This window comes from Halomicrococcus gelatinilyticus, assembly GCA_024227995.1.
In the GTDB taxonomy this organism is placed as follows: domain Archaea; phylum Halobacteriota; class Halobacteria; order Halobacteriales; family Haladaptataceae; genus Halomicrococcus; species Halomicrococcus gelatinilyticus.
In genome coordinates this window covers 130481-152493 of record CP100466.1, presented here as the reverse complement: position 1 = coordinate 152493, position 22013 = coordinate 130481, and the positions used below count along the sequence as shown (strand labels likewise).

General features: G+C 67.2%; 20 protein-coding genes and 1 pseudogene. 13 read left to right on the top strand and 8 right to left on the bottom strand.

Annotated features, from left to right (window positions below):
* The first annotated feature begins 46 nt into the window (after nt 1-46).
* The 3 genes from NKT36_RS15950 to NKT36_RS15940 all read left to right on the top strand — a co-directional run bounded on the left by NKT36_RS15950 (nt 47) and on the right by NKT36_RS15940 (nt 3436).
* Nucleotides 47-1276 carry an MFS transporter gene (locus NKT36_RS15950; RefSeq protein WP_327053772.1) on the top strand — a complete coding sequence of 410 codons (1230 nt, stop codon included), beginning with the start codon at nt 47-49 and terminating at the stop codon, nt 1274-1276.
* A 123-nt stretch (nt 1277-1399) separates the two neighbouring features.
* Nucleotides 1400-1624 carry a hypothetical protein gene (locus NKT36_RS15945; RefSeq protein ID WP_327053771.1) on the top strand — a complete coding sequence of 75 codons (225 nt, stop codon included), beginning with the start codon at nt 1400-1402 and terminating at the stop codon, nt 1622-1624.
* A gap of 129 nt (nt 1625-1753) precedes the next feature.
* A complete protein-coding gene (locus tag NKT36_RS15940; RefSeq protein WP_327053770.1) occupies nt 1754-3436 on the top strand; it encodes a gamma-glutamyltransferase family protein in 1683 nt (560 codons plus the stop codon).
* Here the strand turns inward: NKT36_RS15940 and NKT36_RS15935 are convergent, their stop codons facing one another.
* Nucleotides 3437-3826 carry a hypothetical protein gene (locus NKT36_RS15935; protein WP_327053769.1) on the bottom strand — a complete coding sequence of 130 codons (390 nt, stop codon included), beginning with the start codon at nt 3824-3826 and terminating at the stop codon, nt 3437-3439.
* Nucleotides 3827-3902: 76 nt separating this feature from the next.
* Here NKT36_RS15935 and NKT36_RS15930 point away from each other — a divergent pair, with 76 nt between their 5' ends.
* Nucleotides 3903-4583 (top strand): DUF6663 family protein, encoded by a 681-nt coding sequence (locus tag NKT36_RS15930; protein ID WP_327053768.1) that lies wholly within the window; start codon nt 3903-3905, stop codon nt 4581-4583.
* Between the two features lie 72 nt (nt 4584-4655).
* Here the strand turns inward: NKT36_RS15930 and NKT36_RS15925 are convergent, their stop codons facing one another.
* Both NKT36_RS15925 and NKT36_RS15920 read right to left on the bottom strand, forming a co-directional pair.
* The gene (locus NKT36_RS15925; protein ID WP_327053767.1) at nt 4656-4904 is read right to left on the bottom strand and encodes a Sec-independent protein translocase subunit TatA/TatB; all 249 of its coding nucleotides are present in this window, start codon (nt 4902-4904) and stop codon (nt 4656-4658) included.
* Nucleotides 4905-5102: 198 nt separating this feature from the next.
* Nucleotides 5103-5483 (bottom strand): thioredoxin family protein, encoded by a 381-nt coding sequence (locus NKT36_RS15920; RefSeq protein ID WP_407652248.1) that lies wholly within the window; start codon nt 5481-5483, stop codon nt 5103-5105.
* A 342-nt stretch (nt 5484-5825) separates the two neighbouring features.
* Here NKT36_RS15920 and NKT36_RS15915 point away from each other — a divergent pair, with 342 nt between their 5' ends.
* Nucleotides 5826-7139 (top strand): dicarboxylate/amino acid:cation symporter, encoded by a 1314-nt coding sequence (locus NKT36_RS15915; protein WP_327053766.1) that lies wholly within the window; start codon nt 5826-5828, stop codon nt 7137-7139.
* A gap of 27 nt (nt 7140-7166) precedes the next feature.
* Here NKT36_RS15915 and NKT36_RS15910 read toward each other — a convergent pair.
* Nucleotides 7167-7898 (bottom strand): annotated as a pseudogene (locus tag NKT36_RS15910) (sporulation protein).
* 127 nt (nt 7899-8025) lie between these two features.
* On the opposite strand from NKT36_RS15910, the gene NKT36_RS15905 reads away from it, so the two are divergent.
* Nucleotides 8026-8457 carry a hypothetical protein gene (locus NKT36_RS15905; protein ID WP_327053765.1) on the top strand — a complete coding sequence of 144 codons (432 nt, stop codon included), beginning with the start codon at nt 8026-8028 and terminating at the stop codon, nt 8455-8457.
* A 33-nt stretch (nt 8458-8490) separates the two neighbouring features.
* On the opposite strand, the gene NKT36_RS15900 is transcribed toward NKT36_RS15905, so the two are convergent.
* Together NKT36_RS15900 and NKT36_RS15895 are read right to left on the bottom strand one after the other, a co-directional pair.
* Nucleotides 8491-8682 (bottom strand): DUF7576 family protein, encoded by a 192-nt coding sequence (locus NKT36_RS15900; protein ID WP_327053764.1) that lies wholly within the window; start codon nt 8680-8682, stop codon nt 8491-8493.
* 92 nt (nt 8683-8774) lie between these two features.
* Nucleotides 8775-9137: a hypothetical protein gene (locus NKT36_RS15895; protein WP_327053763.1), complete on the bottom strand. Its 363-nt coding sequence runs from the start codon at nt 9135-9137 to the stop codon at nt 8775-8777.
* Between the two features lie 296 nt (nt 9138-9433).
* Between NKT36_RS15895 and NKT36_RS15890 the strand changes: the two genes are divergently transcribed.
* Nucleotides 9434-10027, top strand: a complete 594-nt coding sequence (locus tag NKT36_RS15890) for a DUF7344 domain-containing protein (protein ID WP_327053762.1) — start codon at nt 9434-9436, stop codon at nt 10025-10027.
* A 192-nt stretch (nt 10028-10219) separates the two neighbouring features.
* On the opposite strand, the gene NKT36_RS15885 is transcribed toward NKT36_RS15890, so the two are convergent.
* A complete protein-coding gene (locus tag NKT36_RS15885; protein WP_327053761.1) occupies nt 10220-12751 on the bottom strand; it encodes an efflux RND transporter permease subunit in 2532 nt (843 codons plus the stop codon).
* 289 nt (nt 12752-13040) lie between these two features.
* Between NKT36_RS15885 and NKT36_RS15880 the strand changes: the two genes are divergently transcribed.
* The 6 genes from NKT36_RS15880 to NKT36_RS15855 all read left to right on the top strand — a co-directional run bounded on the left by NKT36_RS15880 (nt 13041) and on the right by NKT36_RS15855 (nt 20313).
* Nucleotides 13041-13382: an ArsR/SmtB family transcription factor gene (locus NKT36_RS15880; RefSeq protein ID WP_327053760.1), complete on the top strand. Its 342-nt coding sequence runs from the start codon at nt 13041-13043 to the stop codon at nt 13380-13382.
* Nucleotides 13383-13387: 5 nt separating this feature from the next.
* A complete protein-coding gene (locus NKT36_RS15875) occupies nt 13388-13684 on the top strand; it encodes a DUF7521 family protein (protein ID WP_327053759.1) in 297 nt (98 codons plus the stop codon).
* A 250-nt stretch (nt 13685-13934) separates the two neighbouring features.
* Entirely contained in the window at nt 13935-14666 is a 732-nt protein-coding gene (locus NKT36_RS15870) for a hypothetical protein (protein WP_327053758.1), read from the top strand.
* 396 nt (nt 14667-15062) lie between these two features.
* Nucleotides 15063-16661, top strand: coding sequence for a response regulator (locus NKT36_RS15865; protein WP_327053757.1), 1599 nt, complete (start codon nt 15063-15065; stop codon nt 16659-16661).
* Between the two features lie 236 nt (nt 16662-16897).
* Nucleotides 16898-17740: a hypothetical protein gene (locus NKT36_RS15860; protein ID WP_327053756.1), complete on the top strand. Its 843-nt coding sequence runs from the start codon at nt 16898-16900 to the stop codon at nt 17738-17740.
* A 1337-nt stretch (nt 17741-19077) separates the two neighbouring features.
* Complete coding sequence (locus NKT36_RS15855; protein ID WP_327053755.1) at nt 19078-20313, top strand: orc1/cdc6 family replication initiation protein; 1236 nt, start codon at nt 19078-19080, stop codon at nt 20311-20313.
* Between the two features lie 481 nt (nt 20314-20794).
* On the opposite strand, the gene NKT36_RS15850 is transcribed toward NKT36_RS15855, so the two are convergent.
* Nucleotides 20795-22012: an NAD(P)/FAD-dependent oxidoreductase gene (locus tag NKT36_RS15850; RefSeq protein ID WP_327053754.1), complete on the bottom strand. Its 1218-nt coding sequence runs from the start codon at nt 22010-22012 to the stop codon at nt 20795-20797.
* Nucleotide 22013: the final 1 nt, after the last annotated feature.

The following is a 22013-nucleotide window of genomic DNA, read 5'->3' as shown; positions in this document are numbered from 1 at the left end:
AGCCATTTAAGACCCACGTGGACGCGGTCGTACGTACGAGAAACGGATGAACGACAACGACCGCTCTATCGTGGGGCTCGCGATGCTCGCGCACGCGATGGTCCACACCTTCGAGCTCTCGATTCCGATACTGGTGCCCGTCTGGCTGGCCGAGTTCTCGACGACCCGGGCGACCGTCGGCGTCGTCATCTCTGCGGGGTACGCGCTCTTCGGCATCGGCGCGCTGCCGGGTGGCGTCCTGGCGGACGCCTACGGCTCCCGCCGACTCATCGCCGGGTGCATGCTCGGGATGGGGGCGGCGTTCGCGCTGCTGGGCGTCGCCCCCTCGCTCGCCGTCGTCACGGTGGCGCTGCTGCTGTGGGGCGTCGCCGCCAGCGTCTACCATCCCTCGGGGCTCGCCATGCTCAGCAAGGGGGTTACCGAACAGGGGAGCGCGTTCGCCTACCACGGCATGGCCGGCAACTTCGGCATCGCCGTCGGCCCGCTCGTGACGACGCTGCTGCTGCTGGCGTTCGACTGGCAGACCGTCGTCGTCGTCCTCGCCGTCCCGGCGTTCGTCGCGGCGGCGTTCGCCATCCGCGTCGACGTGGACGAGGCGGCGGCGGTCGGCGGCAGCGAGGCCGACGCCCGCGCCGACGGCGGCGTCTCCTCGATGTCGGAACTGGTCGCCGACTCGAGACTACTGTTCTCCGGCTGGTTCGTCGCCGTCTTCGGTGTCGTCATGCTCTCCGGGCTGTACTACCGCGGCGTGCTCACCTTCCTCCCGGACCTGCTCTCCGGGCTGGAACTGTTCGCGCCCGTCGAGTTCGCCGGCGAGTCGCTGGAACCCGCTCGCTACCTCTACGCCGGGCTGTTGACGGTCGGGATGGCCGGCCAGTACGTCGGCGGGAAGCTGACCGACAGGGTCGAGAACGCCCGCGGCATCGCCGCCGCGTTCGGCGTGCTCGTCGTCGTCGCACTCGCGTTCGTCCCCGCGATGGAGGCCGGGCTGGCGTGGATACTCGTCGCCAGCTTCGTCCTGGGCTTCTTCCTGTTCGTGGTCCAGCCGCTCTACCAGGCGACCGTCGCGGAGTACACGCCGGCGGGGGCACGCGGGCTCTCGTACGGCTACACGTACCTGGGTGTGTTCGGCGTCGGCGCGCTCGGCGCCGCCGTCGCCGGGTTCGTGCTCCAGTACGCCTCGCCGTCCGCGCTGTTCGTCGTCCTCGCCGGGTTCGCCGCCGTGGCGTCCGGCATCGGCGCCGTCCTGGCGGTCCGCGGTCCCACTACGGACTGACCGCTGCGACGACCACCTCCTCCCGGTCCTCGTCCACGGGGACGAAACGCGGGCGACGACGACGGCACCGGCCGCGACAGGCGGAGGAAAGACAGTTATGTACGCATCACGATACGTCAGGGTATGGACCCCCGTCTCGACCTCCTCCGCAGGGGCACCGTCGTCCTGGTGCTGCTCGCCACGCCGGCGATGGCGTACCTCCTCGTCGCTGGCGCGATGACCGCCGACGCGGGGCTCGCAGGCTGGTTCCTGCTGGTCGCCGTCCCCCTCTCGCTGCTCGGCACCGGCCTGGTGCTGATGGCAGGCGCGAACCTCCGGTTGCCCATCTCGGTCCGCGACCGAAATTGACTGCCGGTAGGTGACGATTTGCCTTCACGAACGGAGACCGGGACCGTCACGAGAGCCGTCGGCACGCCACTCGACGTCGCCGGAACTATTCGGTGGATATTTGAGGCCGATAGAGAGGCATGGAAACGTATGCCAAAACCGGACCTGGACCGTTTCACGTCCCGGCGCTCGACGGTGTACGCGCCGAACGGCGTCGTCGCCACCAGCCAACCGCTCGCCGCCGAAGCCGGCGCCGAGATACTGCGTGACGGGGGCAACGCCTTCGACGCCGCCGTCGCGACCGCCGCCGCGCTCAACGTCGTCGAACCGACGAGCACCGGCCTCGGCGGCGACGTGTTCGCACTGTACCGCACCGCCGACGGCGACGTCGGTGCGATGCGCTCCTGTGGCGGCGCGCCCGCCGACGCGACCATCGAGAACGTCCGCGACGCGATAGCGGAGCGCGACGACGTCGCCGACTGGTACCCCGAGAACCGCGGGTACGCCGTCGACGGCGACGACGACGCCGACGACCTCGGGATGCCCTTCCTCGGCCCCCACACCGTCACCGTCCCCGGGACCGCACGCGGCTGGGAGGCGACCGTCGACCGCCTGGGGCGGGGATCGCTCGCGGACGCGCTCGAACCCGCCATCCGGTACGCGACCGAGGGGTTCCCCGTCTCGGAGCTCATCGCCCACTACTGGAAGGGCGCCGAGGACATCTTCACCGACGACAACGCCCGCGAGGCGTACCTCCAGGACGGCAGTGCCCCCGACGTCGGCGAACGGGCGACGCTCCCACGGCTCGGCGAGAGCATGCAGAAGATCGCCGAGCAGGGCGCCGACGTGGTCTACGAGGGCGGAATCGGCGAGCAGATCGTCGACGAGGTGCAGTCGAAGGGCGGGTTCCTCTCGATGGACGACCTCGCCGCCTTCGAACCGGAGTTCCCCGACCCCGTCTCCACGACCTACAACGGGACGGAGGTGTACGAGCTCCCGCCGAACAACCAGGGCCTCGTCGCGCTGGAGGCGCTCAACATCGCCGAGGAGATCGGTGCCGGCGACCAGCCGCTCGACTCCCCCGAGCGCGTCCACTACTTCGCCGAGGCGACCAAGCGCGCGTTCCACGACGGCCACCGCTACATCACCGACCCCGAGTACGAGGAGATCCCGCCGCTCGCCGCCGAATCCTGGGCGGAGAAGCGGGCGGCCGACGTCGACGACACGGCGAGCGACGTCACCTTCGGCGTCCCCGACGCCCACGCCGAGGACGCCGACACGGTCCTGCTCTGCGTCGCCGACGACGAGGGGAACGTCGTCTCCTACATCAACTCGCGGTTCGCCGGCTTCGGTTCCGGCCTCGTCGCGGGCGACACCGGCATCGCACTCCAGAACCGCGGGTCGTCGTTCTCGCTCGACCCCGACCACCCCAACCGCCTCGAACCCGGCAAGCGCCCGTTCCACACCCTCATCCCGGGCGTCGCGAATCTCGCGCCGAACGACGACGCCACCGACGACTGGACCGCCTTCGGCGTCATGGGCGGGTACATGCAGCCGCAGGGCCACGTCCAGGTCGTCTCGAACGTCGTCGACTACGACCTGCCGCTACAGGCGGCGCTCGACCGGCCGCGGTGGCGCTACCGCGAGGACGGCGCGCTCGCCGTCGAGGGGCGGATGGACGGGAACCTGACGACGAAGCTCACCCGGATGGGCCACGACGTCCGCGTGCTCGCGCCGACGATGTTCGGCGGCGCACAGATAGTCAGGAACGAGGACGGCGTGCTCTCGGGCGCGACCGAACCCCGCAAGGACGGCACCGTCGCCGGGTTCTGATCAGCTTTCGTCTTCGGTCTCGTCGCTCTCCGCTTCCTCCCCCGCCGCTTCCTCCGTTTCCGCTTCCGACTCCGTTCCCTCCTCCGCTCCGGTCGATTCCTCCGCCGACTCGGCCGCCTCCTCGAGGTCCGCCGCCTCCGACTCCCCGGTCTCAGAGCCCTCGACCTCGACGGACGCGGCGCCGCCCGTCTCCGATCCCTCTATCTCGATCTCCATCGGTTCGGCCTCGCCCGGCGGCACCGCCTCCAGGTCCGCCGCGATCTCCACGTCCGCGCGCTTCCCGCGGCCGGCGAGGTAGCCAGCGAGGAACGAGACCCCGAGCAGCAGCAGCGTTCGCAGCCGTGAGCCGCCACCGTCACCGGTGTCGGCGTCGTTCGTGTGGTCGGTCATAGCACGATATTCACTCGTGAGCGACTTTTCCGTTGTGGTCCGCAAGGCTTTCCTCCAGCGGAGCGAACCCTCCGACGTGCATCCGACGACGAGCGGAACCTTCCGCGTCCTCGACAGCCCCCGCGCCGCGGACGAACGCCTGCTGCTGGACGTCGATAGCCACGACCCGACCTACGTCACGGTCGGGGAGGCGACGACGAACGGCGAGGGGTCCACGGCAGACGACAGCGCGGACGGGGACCGGGACGCGGACGACGGTGCGGACGGGGACCGGGACGGGGAGAGCGACGCCACCGGAAGGCGACTCCTGCCCGGCTACCTGGTCGACGCGACGCTGGAGTGGGTCGACGACGAGCCGACGATCGCGGAGTGCTCGGTCCGCGAGCGCACCCTGTTCGCGTTCGCCGACGACGCGACGAACCTCTTCGAGGCGGCGACGGAGGCCTGCCGCGAGGCCCGCACCGAGGGCATCGCCTCGGACGTGACCCAGGGCACCGACGGCGACGTCAACGGCGCGCTGTACGCCTTCGCCGAGCAGGGCGGCGAGCGCGACCTGTTCGAGGAGTTCCGCTCGGGCGTTCGACCGCTTGACCCGCTCATCGAACGCGCCGCGGAGGGCGTCGACGACCCCCAGGAGGTGTTCGTCCTCAGGCCCGCCGACCTGCCCTGCGTCGTCGTCTACATCGTCCTCCGGAAGGAATCGATGCTGGCCGACACCGTCCGGGACACCTACGACTGTCCGCGGCCCGAGGAGTAGAGAGACTGTCGAGGGACACTCGCCGCTGGTCGGTCGTCACGTCCGAAAGAAGGGTCGGGCCGGGTCGTCGGTTCAGGCGGAGTCCGAGGTCTCGGTCTCGACGGCGGCGTTCGTCGAGTCGGCGTCGGACTCCTGCATCTCCGCCAGCTCCTCTTCGACTTCCTGTCGGCCTTTCTTGAACTCGCCCATCGCCTCGCCCGTCGAGCGGGCGAGCTTCGGAATCTTGTTCGCACCGAACAGGAGGACGGCGATCAGCAGTATCACTGCCAGCTCCATCCCACCCGGCACCGGCCCGAACAGCGGAATCGTTTCGACTACCATCTGTACCGAACACTCGAAGCCACTATTTTATAGGCCTTTTGCCTGTCGTAGTCGGGACGTACTCCCCCGTTTCGGCCCCGTAATCGGCCATTTCGCCCGAAGTCCTGCGATGGTGGCCACCGGACGCAGAGTCCCGGAGCGGTGATTCGGGACGGTGACTCGGAACGAAGCCCCGGGCCGTCGCGTCAGGCCGTCGCGTCAGGCCGCCGCGTCAGTCTGGCCGCGCTCCTCCACGAACGCGACGACGGCTTCGGTCTCCTGGAACCCGCTCGCCATGCGCGCGACCTCCTCGCCCTCCTCGAAGAGGAGCAGCGTCGGCACGCCGCGGATGTCGAACCGGTCGACGAGGTCCAGGTCGTCGCCGGGGTTGATGGGGACGACCGTCGCGTCCGTCACGCGGGCGACGTTCGTGAGTATCGGTTCGATGGACTGGCAGACGGCACACCCTTTCGTGTAGAACTCGGCCAGCACGAGGTCGTGGCGCTCGACGAGGGCGTCGAGTTCCTCGCCGTCCGCGGCCTCGATGGGGCGGTCGACAGGGTCCGTCTCCTCCGTCGGAAGGTCGGCGTCGTCGGTCACGTTTCAGGGTACGTCCTCCTTACTTTTGACTCTCTCGGCGGACGAGGGGTTCGCCGGAACCGCCGGCTCGCCCGCGCGGACCCCGCCGCGACCCGAAGCGGTGATGCCCGACCTGCGCGCCGCCACGTTTTGCCGCAAGAGCTGCGGAACGAAGGGCGTCCGTGCGTGGACTCGGAGACGCTCGCGCCGACCGATGACGGCCGACGAACCGGTATCTCCGGTCCCGCGGCCCGCACGCGACGGACGACGGGCAAGTACCACCTCGTCGCGGCGTCCGGAGTACCGGCGGATGTAGACGCTGCCGACAGCGGTTGAACCACCCGGTGAGAACGGGAGAACACGATGAAAGGGCCGGTGCAACGCACGTGGCGCGGGTACCGTTCGATACCGATCGTCTATCGCATCTCGGCCGGGTTCCTGCTCGGCGCGCTGGTCGGCGTGGTCGTCGGCCAACCGGCGACGCAACTGCGGCCGCTCGGGGACCTCTTCCTCCGGTTGCTGCAGATGCTGGTCGTCCCCATCGTCGTATTCAGCCTGCTCGGCGGGATGCAGAAGCTCTCACCGTCGCGACTGGGTCGGGTGGGCGGCACCGTCGTCGGCCTCTACGTCGCGACGACGGCGGCCGCCGGCGTCGTCGGCCTCGCGGTGGCGAACCTCGTCAACCCCGGAACCGGCGTCGCCTTCACCGGCGGCGAGGCCCAGTCGGCCGAGGCGCCGTCGCTGGCGAAGGTCGTCCTCGGCATCGTCCCGGCGAACCCCGTGTCGGCGATGGCCAGCGGCGACCTCCTCGCGACAATCTTCTTCGCCGTCGCGTTCGGCCTCGCGCTGGCCGTCGTCCGCGACACGACCGACGACGAGTCGGTCCGGGAGGGCGTCGAGACCATCTTCGGCGCCGTCGAGGCCGCCACCGAGGCGCTGTTCGCCATCGTCTGGGGCGTGATGGAGTACGGCGTCGTCGGCGTGTTTGCGCTCGTCGCCGCGTCGCTCGGCGAACACGGCGTCTCCTCTATCGTCTCGCTGGCGGCGCTCGTCGGCACCATCGCGCTCGCCATCGCCGTCCACATCGCCGTCACCTACCTCGGCATCATCACGGTCGGCCTGCTCGGGCAGTCACCGCTCGCCTTCCTCGACGGCGCGAAAGACGCCATGGTGACCGCGTTCAGCATCCGCTCGTCCAGCGGCACGCTCCCGGTCACCATCGCGGACGCCCGGGACAACCTCCGCATCGACGAGAGCGTCTACGGCTTCTCGCTCCCGCTCGGCGCGACGATCAACATGGACGGTGCGGCCATCCGCCAGGCAGTCACGGCCGTGTTCGCGGCGAACCTCGTCGGCGTCCCGCTCGGCATCGCCGAACAGGTGACCATCCTCGCCACCGTCGTCCTCGTCAGCGTCGGCACCGCCGGCGTGCCCGGCGCTGGCCTCGTCATGCTCACGGTCATCCTCAACGCGGCCGGCCTCCCGCTGACTATCGTGGGATTCGTCGCCGGCGTCGACCCCATCCTCGGGCGCATCGCGACGATGAACAACGTCACGGGTGACCTCGCGGTGTCGGCGCTCGCGGGCAAGTACAACGACGCCATCGACCTCGACGGCGGCGTCTGGAGCGGGGGACGGACGGCGGGCGGCGGTGCCGCACCCGCCACTGACGACTGAGAACGCGCCGGTCGCTGGCGAGCAGGCCTACAGGTTGCGCTCGATCTCGTCTTCGAGTTTCGATTCGATCTCGCCCGTCGACTCGTCGGTGACCGTGATGCGGGTCAGGCGCTCGTCGATATCCGCCATCTCCGCGAGCAGGCCGCCGCGGCGGTCGACCTCCAGTCCGAGTTCGAGGTGGTCGGCGGCCGGTCGCGGGACGACCTCGAGTTCGTCGAGACGACCCGAGAACGGGCCGCCGCGGGGGACGAACTCGATCTCCTGGACGAAACCGGTCGAGAACAGACCGCGGGGGACCGCCTCGCACTCGGCGGTCCGGACCGTGAAGCCCAGCGACTCCAGCGCGTCGAATGCGCGGCCGAGACGCGGACCGGGGTCGACCTGCACCGGATCCTCGTCCTCGGGGTCGACCGCCCAGTCGATGTCGAGGCCGGTCTCCAGCTAGACGTTCGTCCGCCCGACCGTGACAGGGGTGTCGCGGGGGACGTCGACGGTCACGTCGAAGGTACGCTCTTCGCCCTCCTCGACGGTGAACGACTCGGCGACGCGGAACTTGTCGACGACGCCCGTCCGCTTGCTGTCGTCGGTCTCGTAGCGGGTCAGCAGCGCGAAGTATATCTCGTCGACCTCCTGTTCCGCCGAACCACCTTCGACGTGGACCTCGGCCTCGACGGACTCGCCGGCCGTCAGCGTGGTCGTGGGGAGGACTGTGTCGACTGTGGCGGCACCGATGCCGACGCGGGAGAGCAATTCCTTCATACGGCATCCATTGCGTCGATGTACGGTGTAAACGTTCTCTCCGCTCCGCGAAACCAAACCTGAAAGTTTGGCGAGACCGCCAGGGCGAGCGATACGGTTTTGTCGTCGGCGCTGTCGCGTTCCACCGATGCCCGACGAGACCCGACGGACCGTGGCGGCCGCCCGCGAGCGACTCCTCGACGACCACGGCGAGACGGTGGCCGCCGTCCTCCGCTGCGCCGACGACGTGGCGGCGTCGTGGGACGGCGCGGCCGCGACCGACCGCGCGGCCGTGGTCGACCCCCTCGAACGGCGCTTGCGCGAGGCGGACCTGCTCCAGCGCCTGCCCGAACTGCTCGCGGACGCCGTGGCGGCGACTGAGCACTCCCTCGCTGCGTCGCCGGTCGCCGCGCCGCCGTACGTCGTGGTCGCGAGTCGTGGCCCGGTGCTGCGCGGCACCACCGACGCCGGTCGACTGGTCGTCACCGTCGGCGCGTTCGCGGTCGAGCGCGGCGAGACGGTCCGCTACGTCCGGGGACCGACCAACCCGGCGGCGGCGCTGTCGGTGTCCTTCGAGTGACCGACCCCGCTGGTGACGTCCGGTCCGCGGTCGTCACCTGGGGTACGGGCCGGTCCACTCGTCGAGACAGTCCTCGCTACAGAAGTGGAGTTCGTCCGTCTGAGAATCGTTGGCCGTCGTTTCGTGGCGAACCATCACCCGCGGGTGGCTCTCGGACAGGTCGACGAGATTGCCGCAGTTGGCACATTCCGTGAACGCGTCCTTCTCGGGGGTGTCGACGGACATGGCCCCGTGTACGCGCCCGGCGGGAGTAAACCTGGCGTCCGACCCCTGAAACCCTGGCGTCCGACCGCCGCCGCCGTGGAACGGCGTCCGCACTACTCCTGGAGCGCGCCCGGGTCCATGGTCTCCGCGTTCACGGTGACCATGTTCTCAAACGCCTCCCGGACGTCCTGGGAGAGCACCGAGAACGCCATCGCCCGGACGAACAGTTCGTGGTCCGCGTGCGTGTCGGTCTCGTCGCCGGTGATGATCTCGTTCACGATCTCGATCTCGGGGTCCTTCTCGGAGAGTTCGCAGACACGCAGCGACGTGTCGTGGTTCCAGAGGTCCACGATGCACTCCCCCACCGAGCGATACAGCGCGGCACGGACGCTCATCCCGTCCTCGACGCGCGCGTCCACGTCGCCGGCGAGGCGGCGCACCACGCGTCGGTACTCCGTCCGGTCGAAGTTCGTCATCCGCAGTAACGTGGGATTTCCCGGTATTAATAACTGGGTGACGGGACAGAACCGGGAGCCGAGGATCGACGCGGCACCGCTTCGACAGGAGGGGTCCTCCGGTGGTGACGTCGCTTTATGTTCGAGACAGAGCCACCACCTTTTTAAAATGGTCCAATAATATTGAATCGCATGGCACGCGAGCAACGTAACGAGAAATTACCGCGCCGGCTGGCGCGCGACGGACAGGCGACAGTCGGTAAGCCGGGCTTGAACTGCCAACCCGGGCGGGAAACAGGACCGAACCCGGGCGAACCATGAGCGCGGCGTCGGATTCGCCCCAGTCGCAGGGGATGGAAGACGCGGGGGAGTCGGTACCGGCACTGCCACGCGACAAGATCTTCCACATCCTCCAGACACAGCGCCGCCGCGACGCGCTTCGCTACCTGAAGGACAACGAGGGGCCGGTCGAGATGCGCACGCTGGCCGAACAGGTCGCCGCCTGGGAAAACGACACGACGGTTGCGGAACTTTCCTCGGACGAACGACAGCGGGTCTACATCGCGCTCTACCAGTCTCATCTACCGAAGCTCGCCGAGGAGGGCATCATCGAGTACGAGAAGGGTCGCGGCATCGTCGAGCGCGGTCCCGTGGCCGAGCAGTTCGATCCGTACCTAGACGCACCCGAGGACGACGAGGGAGCCACGGAGGACGAGGAAAGCGGCGACGAGCAGGCGTCGCCGTGGCTCGACTACTACAGACGGACCACGGTCGTGAGCGCGTTCGTCGTCCTCGCCTCCTGGCTCGGCGTCCCGCCCGCGACAGTCCTCCGGACCGGCGAGTGGGGCGCGGTGGTCGTCGCCGCGTTCGCACTCCTCTCCGCGGCACAGGTCGTCTTCGGCGACGACTGAGCCCCGCACTCCGTCTCGTTCCCCGTTGGCCGACAACGAGCGTCGTGACCGCGGAACCGCGAGACGAGCGGTGACTGCGCAGGCGACAGTTCGAACGAGGTGTGAGCGAGGTGAGAACGGACGAGGAGAGAACGGACGAGGGGAGAGCCGAAGACGGGGCGGTCAGTCAGGGGAGAGCCGAAGACGGGGCGGTCAGTCGAGCGACTCCGAGGCGTCGGCGTCGCGCGCCGTCGAGGACGCGTCGACGTCGGGGCCGAACCAGCGAGACCAGAGGACGAGCAGGCTCGGGAGGACGAAGACGCTCGCGACGAACGAGTAGACCAGCGCGAGCCCGACCATGATGCCGAGCTGGCGAAGCTGCGGGATGATGGCCAGCGACATCGTGCCGAACGCGCCCGCCGTCGTCATGGTGCTGCCGAGCAGGGCACCGCCGGTGCCGGTCACGGCACTGTCAACGGCTGTGAAGGCGTTGCCGCTGCGCTCCAGTTCCTCGGCGAAGCGCTCGCTGACGTGGATGCTGTAGTCGATGCCGAGCCCGATGGCGAGGCTGGACATCAGCGTCGTGAACATCGTCAGCGGCACGTCGAGCGCCCACATGCTGCCGGCGACGAACGCCAGGACGAGCACGATGGGGACGGTGGTCACGAGGCCGCGCGAGGCGCTGCCGGACGTCAGCCGGGAGACGATCGCCAGCAGCGCCGCGATGGCGGCGAGCGAGACCAGCAGCGTCTGGAGCAGATTATCGATGATCTGCTGGCTCTTCACGTCCCAGATGAGGTCGTTGCCGGTCGCGGTGGCAGTGAGCGTGTCGGCCGACGCCGTCTCGACCTCCGCTGCAGCGTCGCGCATCGTCGTCGCCACCGTCGAGGGGTCCGCCCGCTGACTGGTCGGGACGACGAAGCGCAGCGAGCGGTACTCGCCGTCGGTTCGCTCGACGACCGACGCCGCCTGCTGGGGCGCGACCGCGTACAGCGCGTCGTACACCGCCTTCAGGTTGCGGTCCGGCACGCCGTCGCCGTCGGTGTCGGCATTCTGGAACTTCTGCCGGAACGCCGCGTCGCGCTCGGCGACCGACTGCATCACCGTCACCGGTCCCGTGTACGGGACGGTGCCGTCGCCCTGCCGGTAGGCGACGTCGCTCTCCGTCGCCGTCTCGCCGGCGCTGGCGACCCACTCCAGCGTCCCGTCCTGCGTCACGTCGCCCTCGACCAGCAGCTGCGACGGATTGTAGTTCGCGCCGGTGACGCGGTAGCTGTCCTGGACGTAGTTCATGTTGCGGATGAACCGGTACTCCCCGACGCCGAGGGGCTCGGGCAGGTCCTGCTTCCACTGCGCCGGTTCACCGACGGTGTTGCTCGTCTCCGTGTCGAGCTGCGTGCCGCCGTAGACGCCGACGCTACCGACGATGAGAGCGGCGAGGATGACGAGCACGGGCGCGACGCGGGCGGCGTTCGCGCCGACGGAGAGGAACCGGTTGACGAGGCCGCCGCCGACGCCGAACGCGCGCTTCCGGCGGTCGAAGCCGTACCGTTCGAGCAGCGCGTCGATCTCCACCTTGAGCGCGGGGACGAGCGTCAGGAACACCGCGAGCGCGGCCACGACACCGACGCTGGTCGCGACGCTCAGGCTCCGGATGGTCGCGAGCGAGTTCGTCAGGTTCGAGAGGAAGCCGATGGCCGTCGTGACGGTGACGAGCGCGAGCGCGGCACCGACGCTACCGATGGCGACGCGCATCGAGCGGCGGAGTCCGGGGTCGTCGGCTTCGCCGGTGCCACGCCGCTCGCGGTACCGCATGAAGACGTGCAGCGCGTAGTCGATGGAGAGCCCGATGATGAGGATGGGCGCGATGATGCCGGCCTGGCCGAAGGGTACGTCGAGCCAGCCGATGAGGCCGAACATCCACACGAGCGTCAGCACGATTCCCACCGCGCCGACGACGACGTCGACGAGGTCGCGGTAGGCGAGCGCCAGCGCGACGAGCACGAACAGGAGCGCGAACGGCCCGACGATCTGCAGCGAGTCGTCGACGATCTGCTCGTTGACGTCCTGGACCGCCGGGCCGTCGAGCATGAAGTAGGCACCGTCGTGCGGCTGCAGTGCGTCGTACGCCACCTGCTGGGCGGTTGCGATGCGGTCTCCAGCGGCTGTCTCGTCACCCGAGGCGTCGAGACTGAAGACGATTCGTCGCCCGGTAGCGTGAGTCGTGCCGGGCTCGTAGGACGACGGGAGTAGCGCGAGAGCCTCGCTCCCTGGCGCGAGCACGGCACCGACCGTCGCGTTCACCGTCGACGCGTTCGCCGCTTCGAGCGCGCTGATCTGCTGGTCGAGCCTCGCGTCACGGGTGCCCGCCAGGCGGGTAGCGACGAGGTTCGAGACGCCCGTCGTGGCCCGGCCGTCGACCAGCGCGTCGTCGAACGTGCCGTTCGACCGAACCTCGCGCTGGTAGCGCAGCGACCGCAGCAGCGACTTCTTCGAGAGGACGTTGCCGTCTTCGCGTCTCACGTACACCTGAAGCGTCGTCGTGTTCTCGTTCCCGACGTCGTAGTGCTCCTGGATGTAGTTGAGCTTCTTCTGCTCGACCGTGTTCTCCGCCAGGTTCGTCTCGGCGGGGCCGCGCATCATCGTCACGCCGCTCCCGACCGCGAGCGTCAGCACCAGCATCACCGCGATGGTGATGCGACTGTGGTCCGTGACGAAGTCGAGCAGGCGACCGAGTTGCTTCATCGTCGCCTCCCGTGGGCGTCGCAGTCGGGCGAGCTAGCCCGGTCGTTTCGACCGCGGATGGACGGCGACGACGCGCCGCCCCGACCGTCGCGGGAACCTCTACTGCCGGGGGCGGTCGGCACCGCCGCTCGACGACCCTCCACGGACCGTCGAGCGCCGACACCGAGGTGGCAGTCAGACATCCTACTCGCCACTTCTGACGTATCGGTAAAAGCCGTCCACCCACAGTTGCAGGTTCTGCAACGGTGGCATTACTTTAAATACCCCACCACAGTGATAGGACGGTACGGTGAGTGAAGACTGCGAACTGCAGGACGTCGCTGCGCTCCTGGAGGACGAGGTGGCCCGCACGATACTCACCGAGACGAACGTGGAACCCATGTCAGCGAACGAACTCAGCGACCGATGTGGCACGTCGGAGGCGACCGTCTACCGGAGACTCGACAGACTGAGCGGGTGTGCGCTCGTCACGGAACGGACGCGCCTCGACGACGACGGCCACCACCACAAGGTGTACGAACCGAACCTGGAGCGGTTGACCGTCGAACTGACCGGTGATTCGTTCTCGTTCCGGATCGAACGAACGGAGACGAAGGCGGACCGGTTCACTCGCCTCGTCGAGGAGATGTGATACCGATGGTCGACCTCTCCGCACTCGGACGGAACCCCCTGCGCGTCACCGTGTTCCTTACACAGATCGTGAGCGTCGGGCTCGGACTCGCCATCAGCTACTACGCGTACCAGGGGTACCGCCGCAACGACAGCAGACCGATGCTGTTCATCTCGGTCGGGTTCGTACTCGTCCTCGGGATCCCCGCCGTCCTCGCCATCGGGTTCTACAGTTTCGGCATGAACCGGATGCTCGCGGGAGTGCTCAGCCAGACGTTCCAGATACTCGGCCTGCTTAGCATCCTGTACGCCATCCGGCTCTGAGCGAGCGATCGCGTCGCGACAGCAGACGTCCCGGAACGCCACGCGACTGCTTCGGGTTCCACGAACCGGCGACCGCGCTCTGCTTGAGGACGTTTCGCAACCGGTACCAGCAGGACTCCAGAACGCGCAACCGGTACCGGCGGGGAGCCAGAACGGCCGGTCGCTCGAACCGAACTCGAACGACTGCTTCACTCAAACACTGATTTCAGTCCACTCAAGGCCTTTATCACTCCCGTCCGTCGTCTCTCCTATGAAGCGACGTGCCCTCCTCGCGACGCTCGGAAGCGGTATCACGCTCGTGTCGGGGTGTCTCGGACTGGTTGCGGACGCCGGCGACGCACCAGGCGACTCCAGCGGTGCGAACGGTACGACCACCGGAGGTTCCGGCGACGGGGCGACTGGTAGCGCGACGCCAGGCGGCGAGTCCGGCGGATGTCCCTCCTTCTCCGAGGGCGCCGACGAGACGGTCTGCTTCCGGTCCGTCGACTCGTCGACACCGGTCTTCCTCGAACCGAGTTCGCGGACGTTTGCGGTGGAACCCGCGGATGCGAAACCGGACGCGGTGTCGTTCACGCTCCACAACCGCAGCGGCGGGACGGTCGAGTTCAACCCGGCCGGCTGGCGCCTCCGGCGCGAGTCCGACGACGGCTGGACGCACGTCGCGCCCGACGCCACCTACCTGCCGCGCAGTGAGCTCGAAGCCGGGGCGACTCACACGTGGACGCTCTCGACGGCGACCTACCCGACGGCGAACGACGACGACCGCCAGCACGTCGCCGTCGACGCCGACCTCTCGCCCGGCCGCTACGCGTTCCAGGTGACCGCGTCGTCCGCCACGACGGTCATCGACCACGGTGGCCCCGACCAGACGGTCACACACGAGGCGGAACGGCGGACCGTCGTCGAGTGCATCGCCACGTTCGAGTACGACGAACCGACCCAGATGGTCATCGCCCCCTTCGCAGACGGGACGCGAGGGTAGCGTGATCGACACGTGGGGAGCGCGAATGACGTGAGGTGAGCGTGACCGACACGTGGGGAGCGCGAATGACGTGAGGTGAGCGTGACCGACGCGAATGACGTGAGGTGAGCGTGACCGACGCGAATGACGTGAGGTGTGCGTCGTGCGGGGGAGCCTGAGCGCCGCCGCTAAACCAAGGTACTGACCTATGCCGACGAAACATCCAGAATTTTATACTATTATTGACATAATTTTCATCAATAAGGTGAGATGCGAACGACGCAGACGTCGGGCAGTATCGGCAGTGGTGGGACGTCGTCCTCTAAATCATACTATGTACTACACGAGCAGTTTGTGATACTATCTGCCAGTAGTACAAACTTATTTAATAGTAAGCTGTGAGACTTGTGGTGTAGAATGGAACGTCCCTCCATCCGGGTCCTCCATGTCGAAGACAACGAGTTCTTCGCAGCCGTGGCAGCGGACGTCCTCGAAGCAGAAGCTGACATCACTGTTCGCACCGAGACGGACGGCTCCACCGCCCTCCAACGACTCGAATCGGACGAGTTCGACTGCGTCGTCAGCGACTACGAGATGGACGGCATGGACGGCCTCGAACTCCTCGAGTCGATCCGCGACCGTTACCCCGAGATGCCGTTCATCCTCCTGACCGGCGGCGGCAACGAGGAGACCGCGAGCGACGCCATATCGGCCGGCGTCACCGACTACCTCCAGAAGGGAGACGGCAAGCGACAGTTCGCGGTCCTGGCCAACCGCATCGAGAACGCCGTCATGCGGCGCCGGGCAGAGAAGTCCGCGGACAGACAGATAGAGATCAACCAGCTCTTCTGGGACGTGAGCCAGTCGCTGCTGCAGGCCACGTCCCGTGAAGAGATGGAGCGCGCCGTCTGCGAGCGCCTCGCGGGGTCCGAATCGTACCACTTCACCTGGATCGGCAACGTCGACGAGGACGGCGACGTGATACCGACCGTCTCGGCGGGCGTCGAACGGGGGTATCTCGACTCGATCTATCAGGACGGCGAGGAGGGCAACGACGACGGCCCGGTCGTCCGCGCGGTCGAGACGCAGGAGATACAGATAACGCAGAACATCGCGACCGACCCGGAGTTCGAGCGGTGGCGCGACCGCGCGCTGGAACGCGGCTACCACTCGAAAGCTGCGATCCCGCTCTGTTACGAGGGACGGGTGTACGGCGTCCTGAACGTCTACGCCGACTACCCGTACGCGTTCGACGACGGGGAACGACGAATCCTCACCAAGTTCGGCAACAGCATCGCGTACGCGATGAACTCCGTCCGGACCCGACAGGAGCTCGTCCGCCGCGAACAGCGACTTCAGGTCTTCAACCGCATCCTCCGTCACAACCTCCGCAACGACCTGAACGTCGTCCTCGGTCACGCGCAGAACCTCGCCGAATCGGAACCGGCCGCCAGCGACAGCGTCGAGGTCATCAAGCGGAAGGCGTCTGACCTCATCGACATCAGCGAGAAGGCCCGCGAGGTCGGGAAGATTCTCGAGAACGATAGCCCTGATCGACGGCAGGTCGACGTGACGAGCATCGTCGAACGCACCGTCCAGGAACTGCAGGACCGGTACCCCGAGGCCGACCTCTCGGCCGACTTTCCAGACGTCGCGTGGGTGTACGGCGACAACAGGCTCGACGCGGTCGTGGACGAACTCGTCGAGAACGCCATCGAGCACAACGACAGGGACGTCCCGGAGGTGTCGGTCTCGGTGAACGCACCCGCGGAGAGCGACGACGGAACGGTCGAGATAACCGTCACCGACGACGGACCGGGGATTCCCGAGGAGGAGCGGGCGGTGCTCCTCGAAGGGCGCGAGACGCCGCTCCACCACGGCAGCGGCCTCGGCCTCTGGCTCGCGAACTGGGTCGTCGGGAAGTTCGGCGGGGAACTCGAGTTCGGACACAATCAGCCCCGAGGTAGCGTCGTGACGATATGTCTCAAGCGGGCCGAGACTCCCGCCAGATCCTGAATCCCGGCTGGACGCCGACCGCAAGTACGACCCGAAGCCTGTTTCGAGCGTCGATCGCCACTACGGCACGACCCCCGTTTCGACCTTTGTTTCGGTGCTTACGGCGACATATATTTATCGCTCGACAGTGTAGAGCCCGAAGAATCAGGATGAACGGAGAGCTTCCGATACTCGGCCGCCTTCGACGACCCGAGTACACTGGCGAAAATCGCTGTACTGCGTGCACCCTCGTCAACGTGTCAATCGCGCTCGTACTGGGTGCGGCGGTTGCGACCGTCGCCGTACCGGTCGGCGTCGGCGTGTTCGTCCTGAGCCTGGTCGCCATCTACCTCCGCGGATACCTCGTTCCGGGGACGCCCCAACTGACGAAGCGATACTTCCCCGACTGGTTCCTGCGCTACTTCGAAGCGCACGACGCGGCCGGGGTCCATGGAGGTCAGACGGCCGGAATCCACGGAAGCGCGACGGCCGAGAGGGGCGCGGTGTCGGAGGGGAGCGCGACGATCGAATCGAAGGAGACGACAGGCGGTCAGGTCACCGGGACGACCCAGGAGGAAGACGGCGGGACCGACGTCGAACCCGAGAAGGTGCTGACGGCTGCCGGCGTCGTCGAACCGTGCGAATCGGTCGACGACCTCTGCCTGACGGACGAGTTCCGTACTGCCTGGCACGAGGACATGGCGCGTGTTGAGGACGACGGGGTGAAGAAACGCGACCTCGCCGGAATCCTCGACGTCGAGGAGTCGGAACTGGAGTTCGAGGAGCACGACGAGGCGTTCCTCGCGCGACTGGACGGGCGACGTATCGGACAGTGGGAGTCGAACAGTGCTCTCGTCGCCGACCTCGCCGCCGCTCGGACGCTCAGCGAGCAGTACCCCTGCTGGGATTCGCTGTCCGTCCACAGTCAGAGTCGCGTCCTCAGCGGACTGCGCATCTTCCTCGAGGAGTGCCCCGATTGTGGCGGAACCGTCGTGCCGAAGCAGGAGACCGTCGAATCCTGCTGTCGGTCCATCGACGTCGTCGCCGTGACGTGCCAGGACTGCGGCGTCCGCCTGCTCGAGGTCGAACAGGACCCCTGAATCCCCGACGGCCGGACGCGAGCCGGTCTGCGTATTCCAGCACCCCGTCGTTTCCGCTGTTTCTCGCCGCGCCGTTCTCGCCGGCGTTGATTTCGCTCCGCTTCGCCGACACGGCACGTGCGGAGGACCGTGGACGACGACCACTGCCCGTGTGGCTAACACGCGTGTAGCTAACACGGGGATCGGAGAGGGCTTCGAAAGACCTCACCGTCGTTGTACGAGACGAGTGGCGAGGGTCCCTGACGGTATCCGAGAATCGCTCACTGACGGTATCCGAGCTTCGGAGTATCCACTGCCGGTTTCGTTCGGGGCTCCACCACGGGACCTTTCGTGATCGACATATCGTCGTTCATTCCAGAGGGCTGCTAGTTCCGGGATTTCGTTGGATTCGGAGGGTTGCTGGATCCGGGAGATTGCTGATTCAAGGAGGTCGCGGTCCACACCGTCTTCGCAACCCCACCGTTTCCGGTGTCTTTTCGGACGTGAAGTCGACCGAGTGACACGTGGCCGACTGTCCGACCCGACCGTAGATCTGGTTCTGGACGGCCTGTTGGCGGTGGTCTTCGCACGGAGCAGGGCGTTCGAGGAGGAGAGACAGACGGGAGTAGTGCGATGAAATCGGAGGGTGCTCGTCGGCCGGTGAACCGCAGTGACCCCGTCGTTTCCGGTGTTCGGCGTCCGAAAGGTGGGGGGAGTGCGTTCGACACCCACCCCATCGTTTCCGCTGTCCCGGGAGACGCAAGGGGAGGGGACACGTCGGAATTGTCCTTCGGAGTGTAATCGATGGTGGTTAGCACGGTCACCCCCCGACGCTCAGACGTCGAACGGAACTGACCGGAAACGAAGCAACGGAAATGGCGGTGTTCAACCACGTCGGACGCCGGTTCTCGAACCACGGGATGAACACCTAGACCGTTGAATGCCGTTTAACGATTATTCGATTTCTCTAGTACGGGTATGGTTTGATTCTGATATGTATAAATCTGTCGACTATACAGAGGCCCCATCCCCTCCCCTTTCCTCTCCGACTAAACACCGGAAACGATGGGGTGGGTGTCTCCTGCGCGACACCACCGATACCGTTTTCACTCGATTCCTCTCCGAGACGTATCCGAACGGTCGCTACTGCTCTGACGAACAGTCGTTACTGCTTCGAGCGTGTCACACACGGCCGTTCGACGACCTCATGTCCTGTCGGATCGTGTATCGAGCCAGGACGCACCGCTGGACATCGGAAACGACGCACCCGTCTCTTACGGCGATTGCTTATAAGAGTTTGGGACAGAAGAAACAGCGGACGCCACAGTTTTAAGTATCGTTCCGAGAATGATGACGTAATGTCATCGTTCAGTTTCGACCGAGACAACTCCCTCTACAAGAACAGGGACGCGCTCCTCGAGGAGTACACCCCGAACAACCTGGTCGGTCGAGACGACGAACTGGAGGAGTACCACGCTGCCCTCCAGCCGATCATCAACGGCGAAGCGCCGTCGAACATCTTCCTCTACGGCAAGAGCGGCGTGGGCAAGACGGCCGCGACGCGGTTCCTCCTCAACCGCCTCCAGGAGGACGCCGCCAAGTACGACGACATCTCGCTGTCGGTCATCGAGATCAACTGCGACGGCCTCAACTCCAGCTACCAGGTCGCGGTCCGGCTCGTCAACACGCTCCGCGACCCGGCGGACCAGATCAGCAACACCGGCTATCCGCAGGCGCAGGTCTACAGCTTCCTCTGGGACGAACTCGACAAGGTCGGCGGCACCGTCATCGTCGTGCTCGACGAGGTCGACCACATTAACGACAACTCCATCCTCTACCAGATTCCGCGCGCCCGCAGTAACGGCTACCTCGAACACGCGAAGATCGGTCTCATCGGCATCAGCAACGACCTCTCCTATCGAGACTCCCTCTCCGCGAAGGTCCGCTCTTCGCTCTGCGAGAAGGAGGTGTCGTTCCCGCCGTACGACGCGAACGAACTCCAGAAGGTCCTCAGCCAGCGCGAGGAGGTCGCGTTTCACGACGGGGCGCTCGCGGAGGACGTCATCCCGCTCTGTGCGGCCTACGGCGCCCAGGACGCCGGCGACGCCCGGCAGGCGCTGGACCTCCTCCTGGAGGCCGGCGACCTGGCGCGCAAGGACGCCGAGCAGGTGACCGACGAGCACGTCCAGGAGGCCAGACAGAAGCTCGAACGCGACCGCATCATGGAGGGCGTCGCCGACCTGACCCAGCACGCCCGGCTCATCCTCTACGCCCTCACCTCGCTGGAGGCGGAGGGCGCGACGCCCGCTCGCTCACGCGACATCCGCCCCCGGTACGAACAGCTCTGCAAGCACATCGGGACCGAGGCGCTGACCAGTCGACGGATGCGCGACCACCTCGCCGACCTCGCCATGCTCGGGGTCATCTCGTCGACGGAGAAGAACGAGGGGATGTCCGGCGGGAAGTACCGCAAACACTCGCTCAAGCAGGATCTCCAGCTCGTCGTCAGCGCGCTCGAGGAGACCATCGAACTCGCGGGCGTCCACGACAGCATCCGGCCGTACTACCAGTCGGACGCCGAGGAGAGCGCGTAAGCGACGCCGTCTCTCGTCTCCCCCGATCGGTTTCCGCTCGCCTCGCCGAGCATCGGTTGCGGTCGTCTCGGTGAACGTCGGCAGTACAAACAGTTCGTGCGGTGTCCGGTCGGAAGCGACTCCTCTGCCCCGCTTCCGTGCTGCGTCAGACACCACTGTTTCCGCTGTCTTCCTCGTGACAGCGTACTGGGGGACGACCTGAGTTCCCGGACCGCTACCCCGCCGTTTCCGCTGTTCGCACCGCTATTTCCTGTGTCTTCACTCGGTTAGCGCCGCTCGATGAACTCCACCGTTTCCGCTGTTTTCACTCCGGAACAGATAAGATGATAGTTACTTCATCGGTGCTCGTACCCCTGAACCAGCCGTCCGAACCCGCACCAGGGCGAACCCTTCACTCACACCGAACACCGCGGTTTCCGCTGTCTTTGGCGGCTGCGTACGAGCGACGTCGACGGCATTCGGCGCCCCTCAACGCCCATCGCTACGCCCCGTCCGACGCACTCCGCCGGATTCGCTCGCCGACGTCGAGACCACTCCGGAGCGCCCGGTGGACGCGTCCCTCGCCCGCGACCCAGTCGCCGGCGAACCAGAGGCTCGCCCGTTCGGCGCGAGCGAGTTCGTCGGGGTCCGCTCCGGCGTCCGGGAGCGCGTCGCGCCACCGCACAACGTCGTACCAGTCGGGTGCTGCGAGGGCGTGGTCGTCGAGCAGGTCCGCCACGCCGTCCGCCGCGGCCGCGGCGACGTCCGCGTCGCTGCGGTCGTACCACTCCGCCGACCAGTCGGGCGCCATCTGCGCGACGAGCAGACTCTGGCCGTCGGGGACGTGTCCAGGCTTGCACTCCTCGCGCGCGAGCCATCCCACGTCGTGACTCTGGACCTCACCGTTCGTTCCGCTCTCGGTCGACCCACTACGGCGTCCCCCGTCGTACACCAGTGCGTAGTAGGGCCGTTCGACCTCGAACGTGTAGTGGAGTGCGACGGTGGTGACGGTCCGGTAAGGGACGTGGCCGACGTGCTCGCGGAGGTCGCGTCGCAGGTCGTCCGCCCAGTCGGCCTGGTCGAGCAACGACGCCGTGACCGGCGCAGGCGGCGTCAGAACGAGGGCGTCCCACGGTCCTTGCCGCCCACCGTCGTCGTTCCGGCGTCCACCGTCGTCGTTCCGGCGTCCACCGTCGTCGTCCCGGCGTCCACCGTCGGTCTCGACGTGCCACTGCCCGCCGTCCGCGTCGTACGCCAGTTTCTCGACGCGGACGCCGGTTTCGAGCGTCGCGTCTGTTGCGGCCACCAGGCGGTCGCCGAACCGTGATATCCCCTGCCGGTCGGTCCACTTCGGCGCGTCGTCTCCCCGCCCTTCGCTGACCGTTCCGTCGGCGTCGAACGTCCAGACGTCCCCATCGACGGTGACGAGGTCGTCGCCGAACTCCTCGCGGAGTAACCCCGAGACGCGCTCGTCGTCGTTCTTGACGTAGTTCGCGCCGGTGTCGTAGACGCAGTCGTCGTGTCTGCGCGTCGCCATCCGGCCACCCGGCCGGTCGCGGCGCTCGAACAGGGTCACGTCGTGGCCCGCGGCGTCGTCGGCGTCCCTCTCGTTCGGTTCGGCGTCGTCGTCTTCGACGTCGACATTCCTTCTATCGCCGCCCGTGAGCGCGTACGCGACGCCCAGCCCGGCAGCGCCCGCACCCACGACCGCGATGCGCACG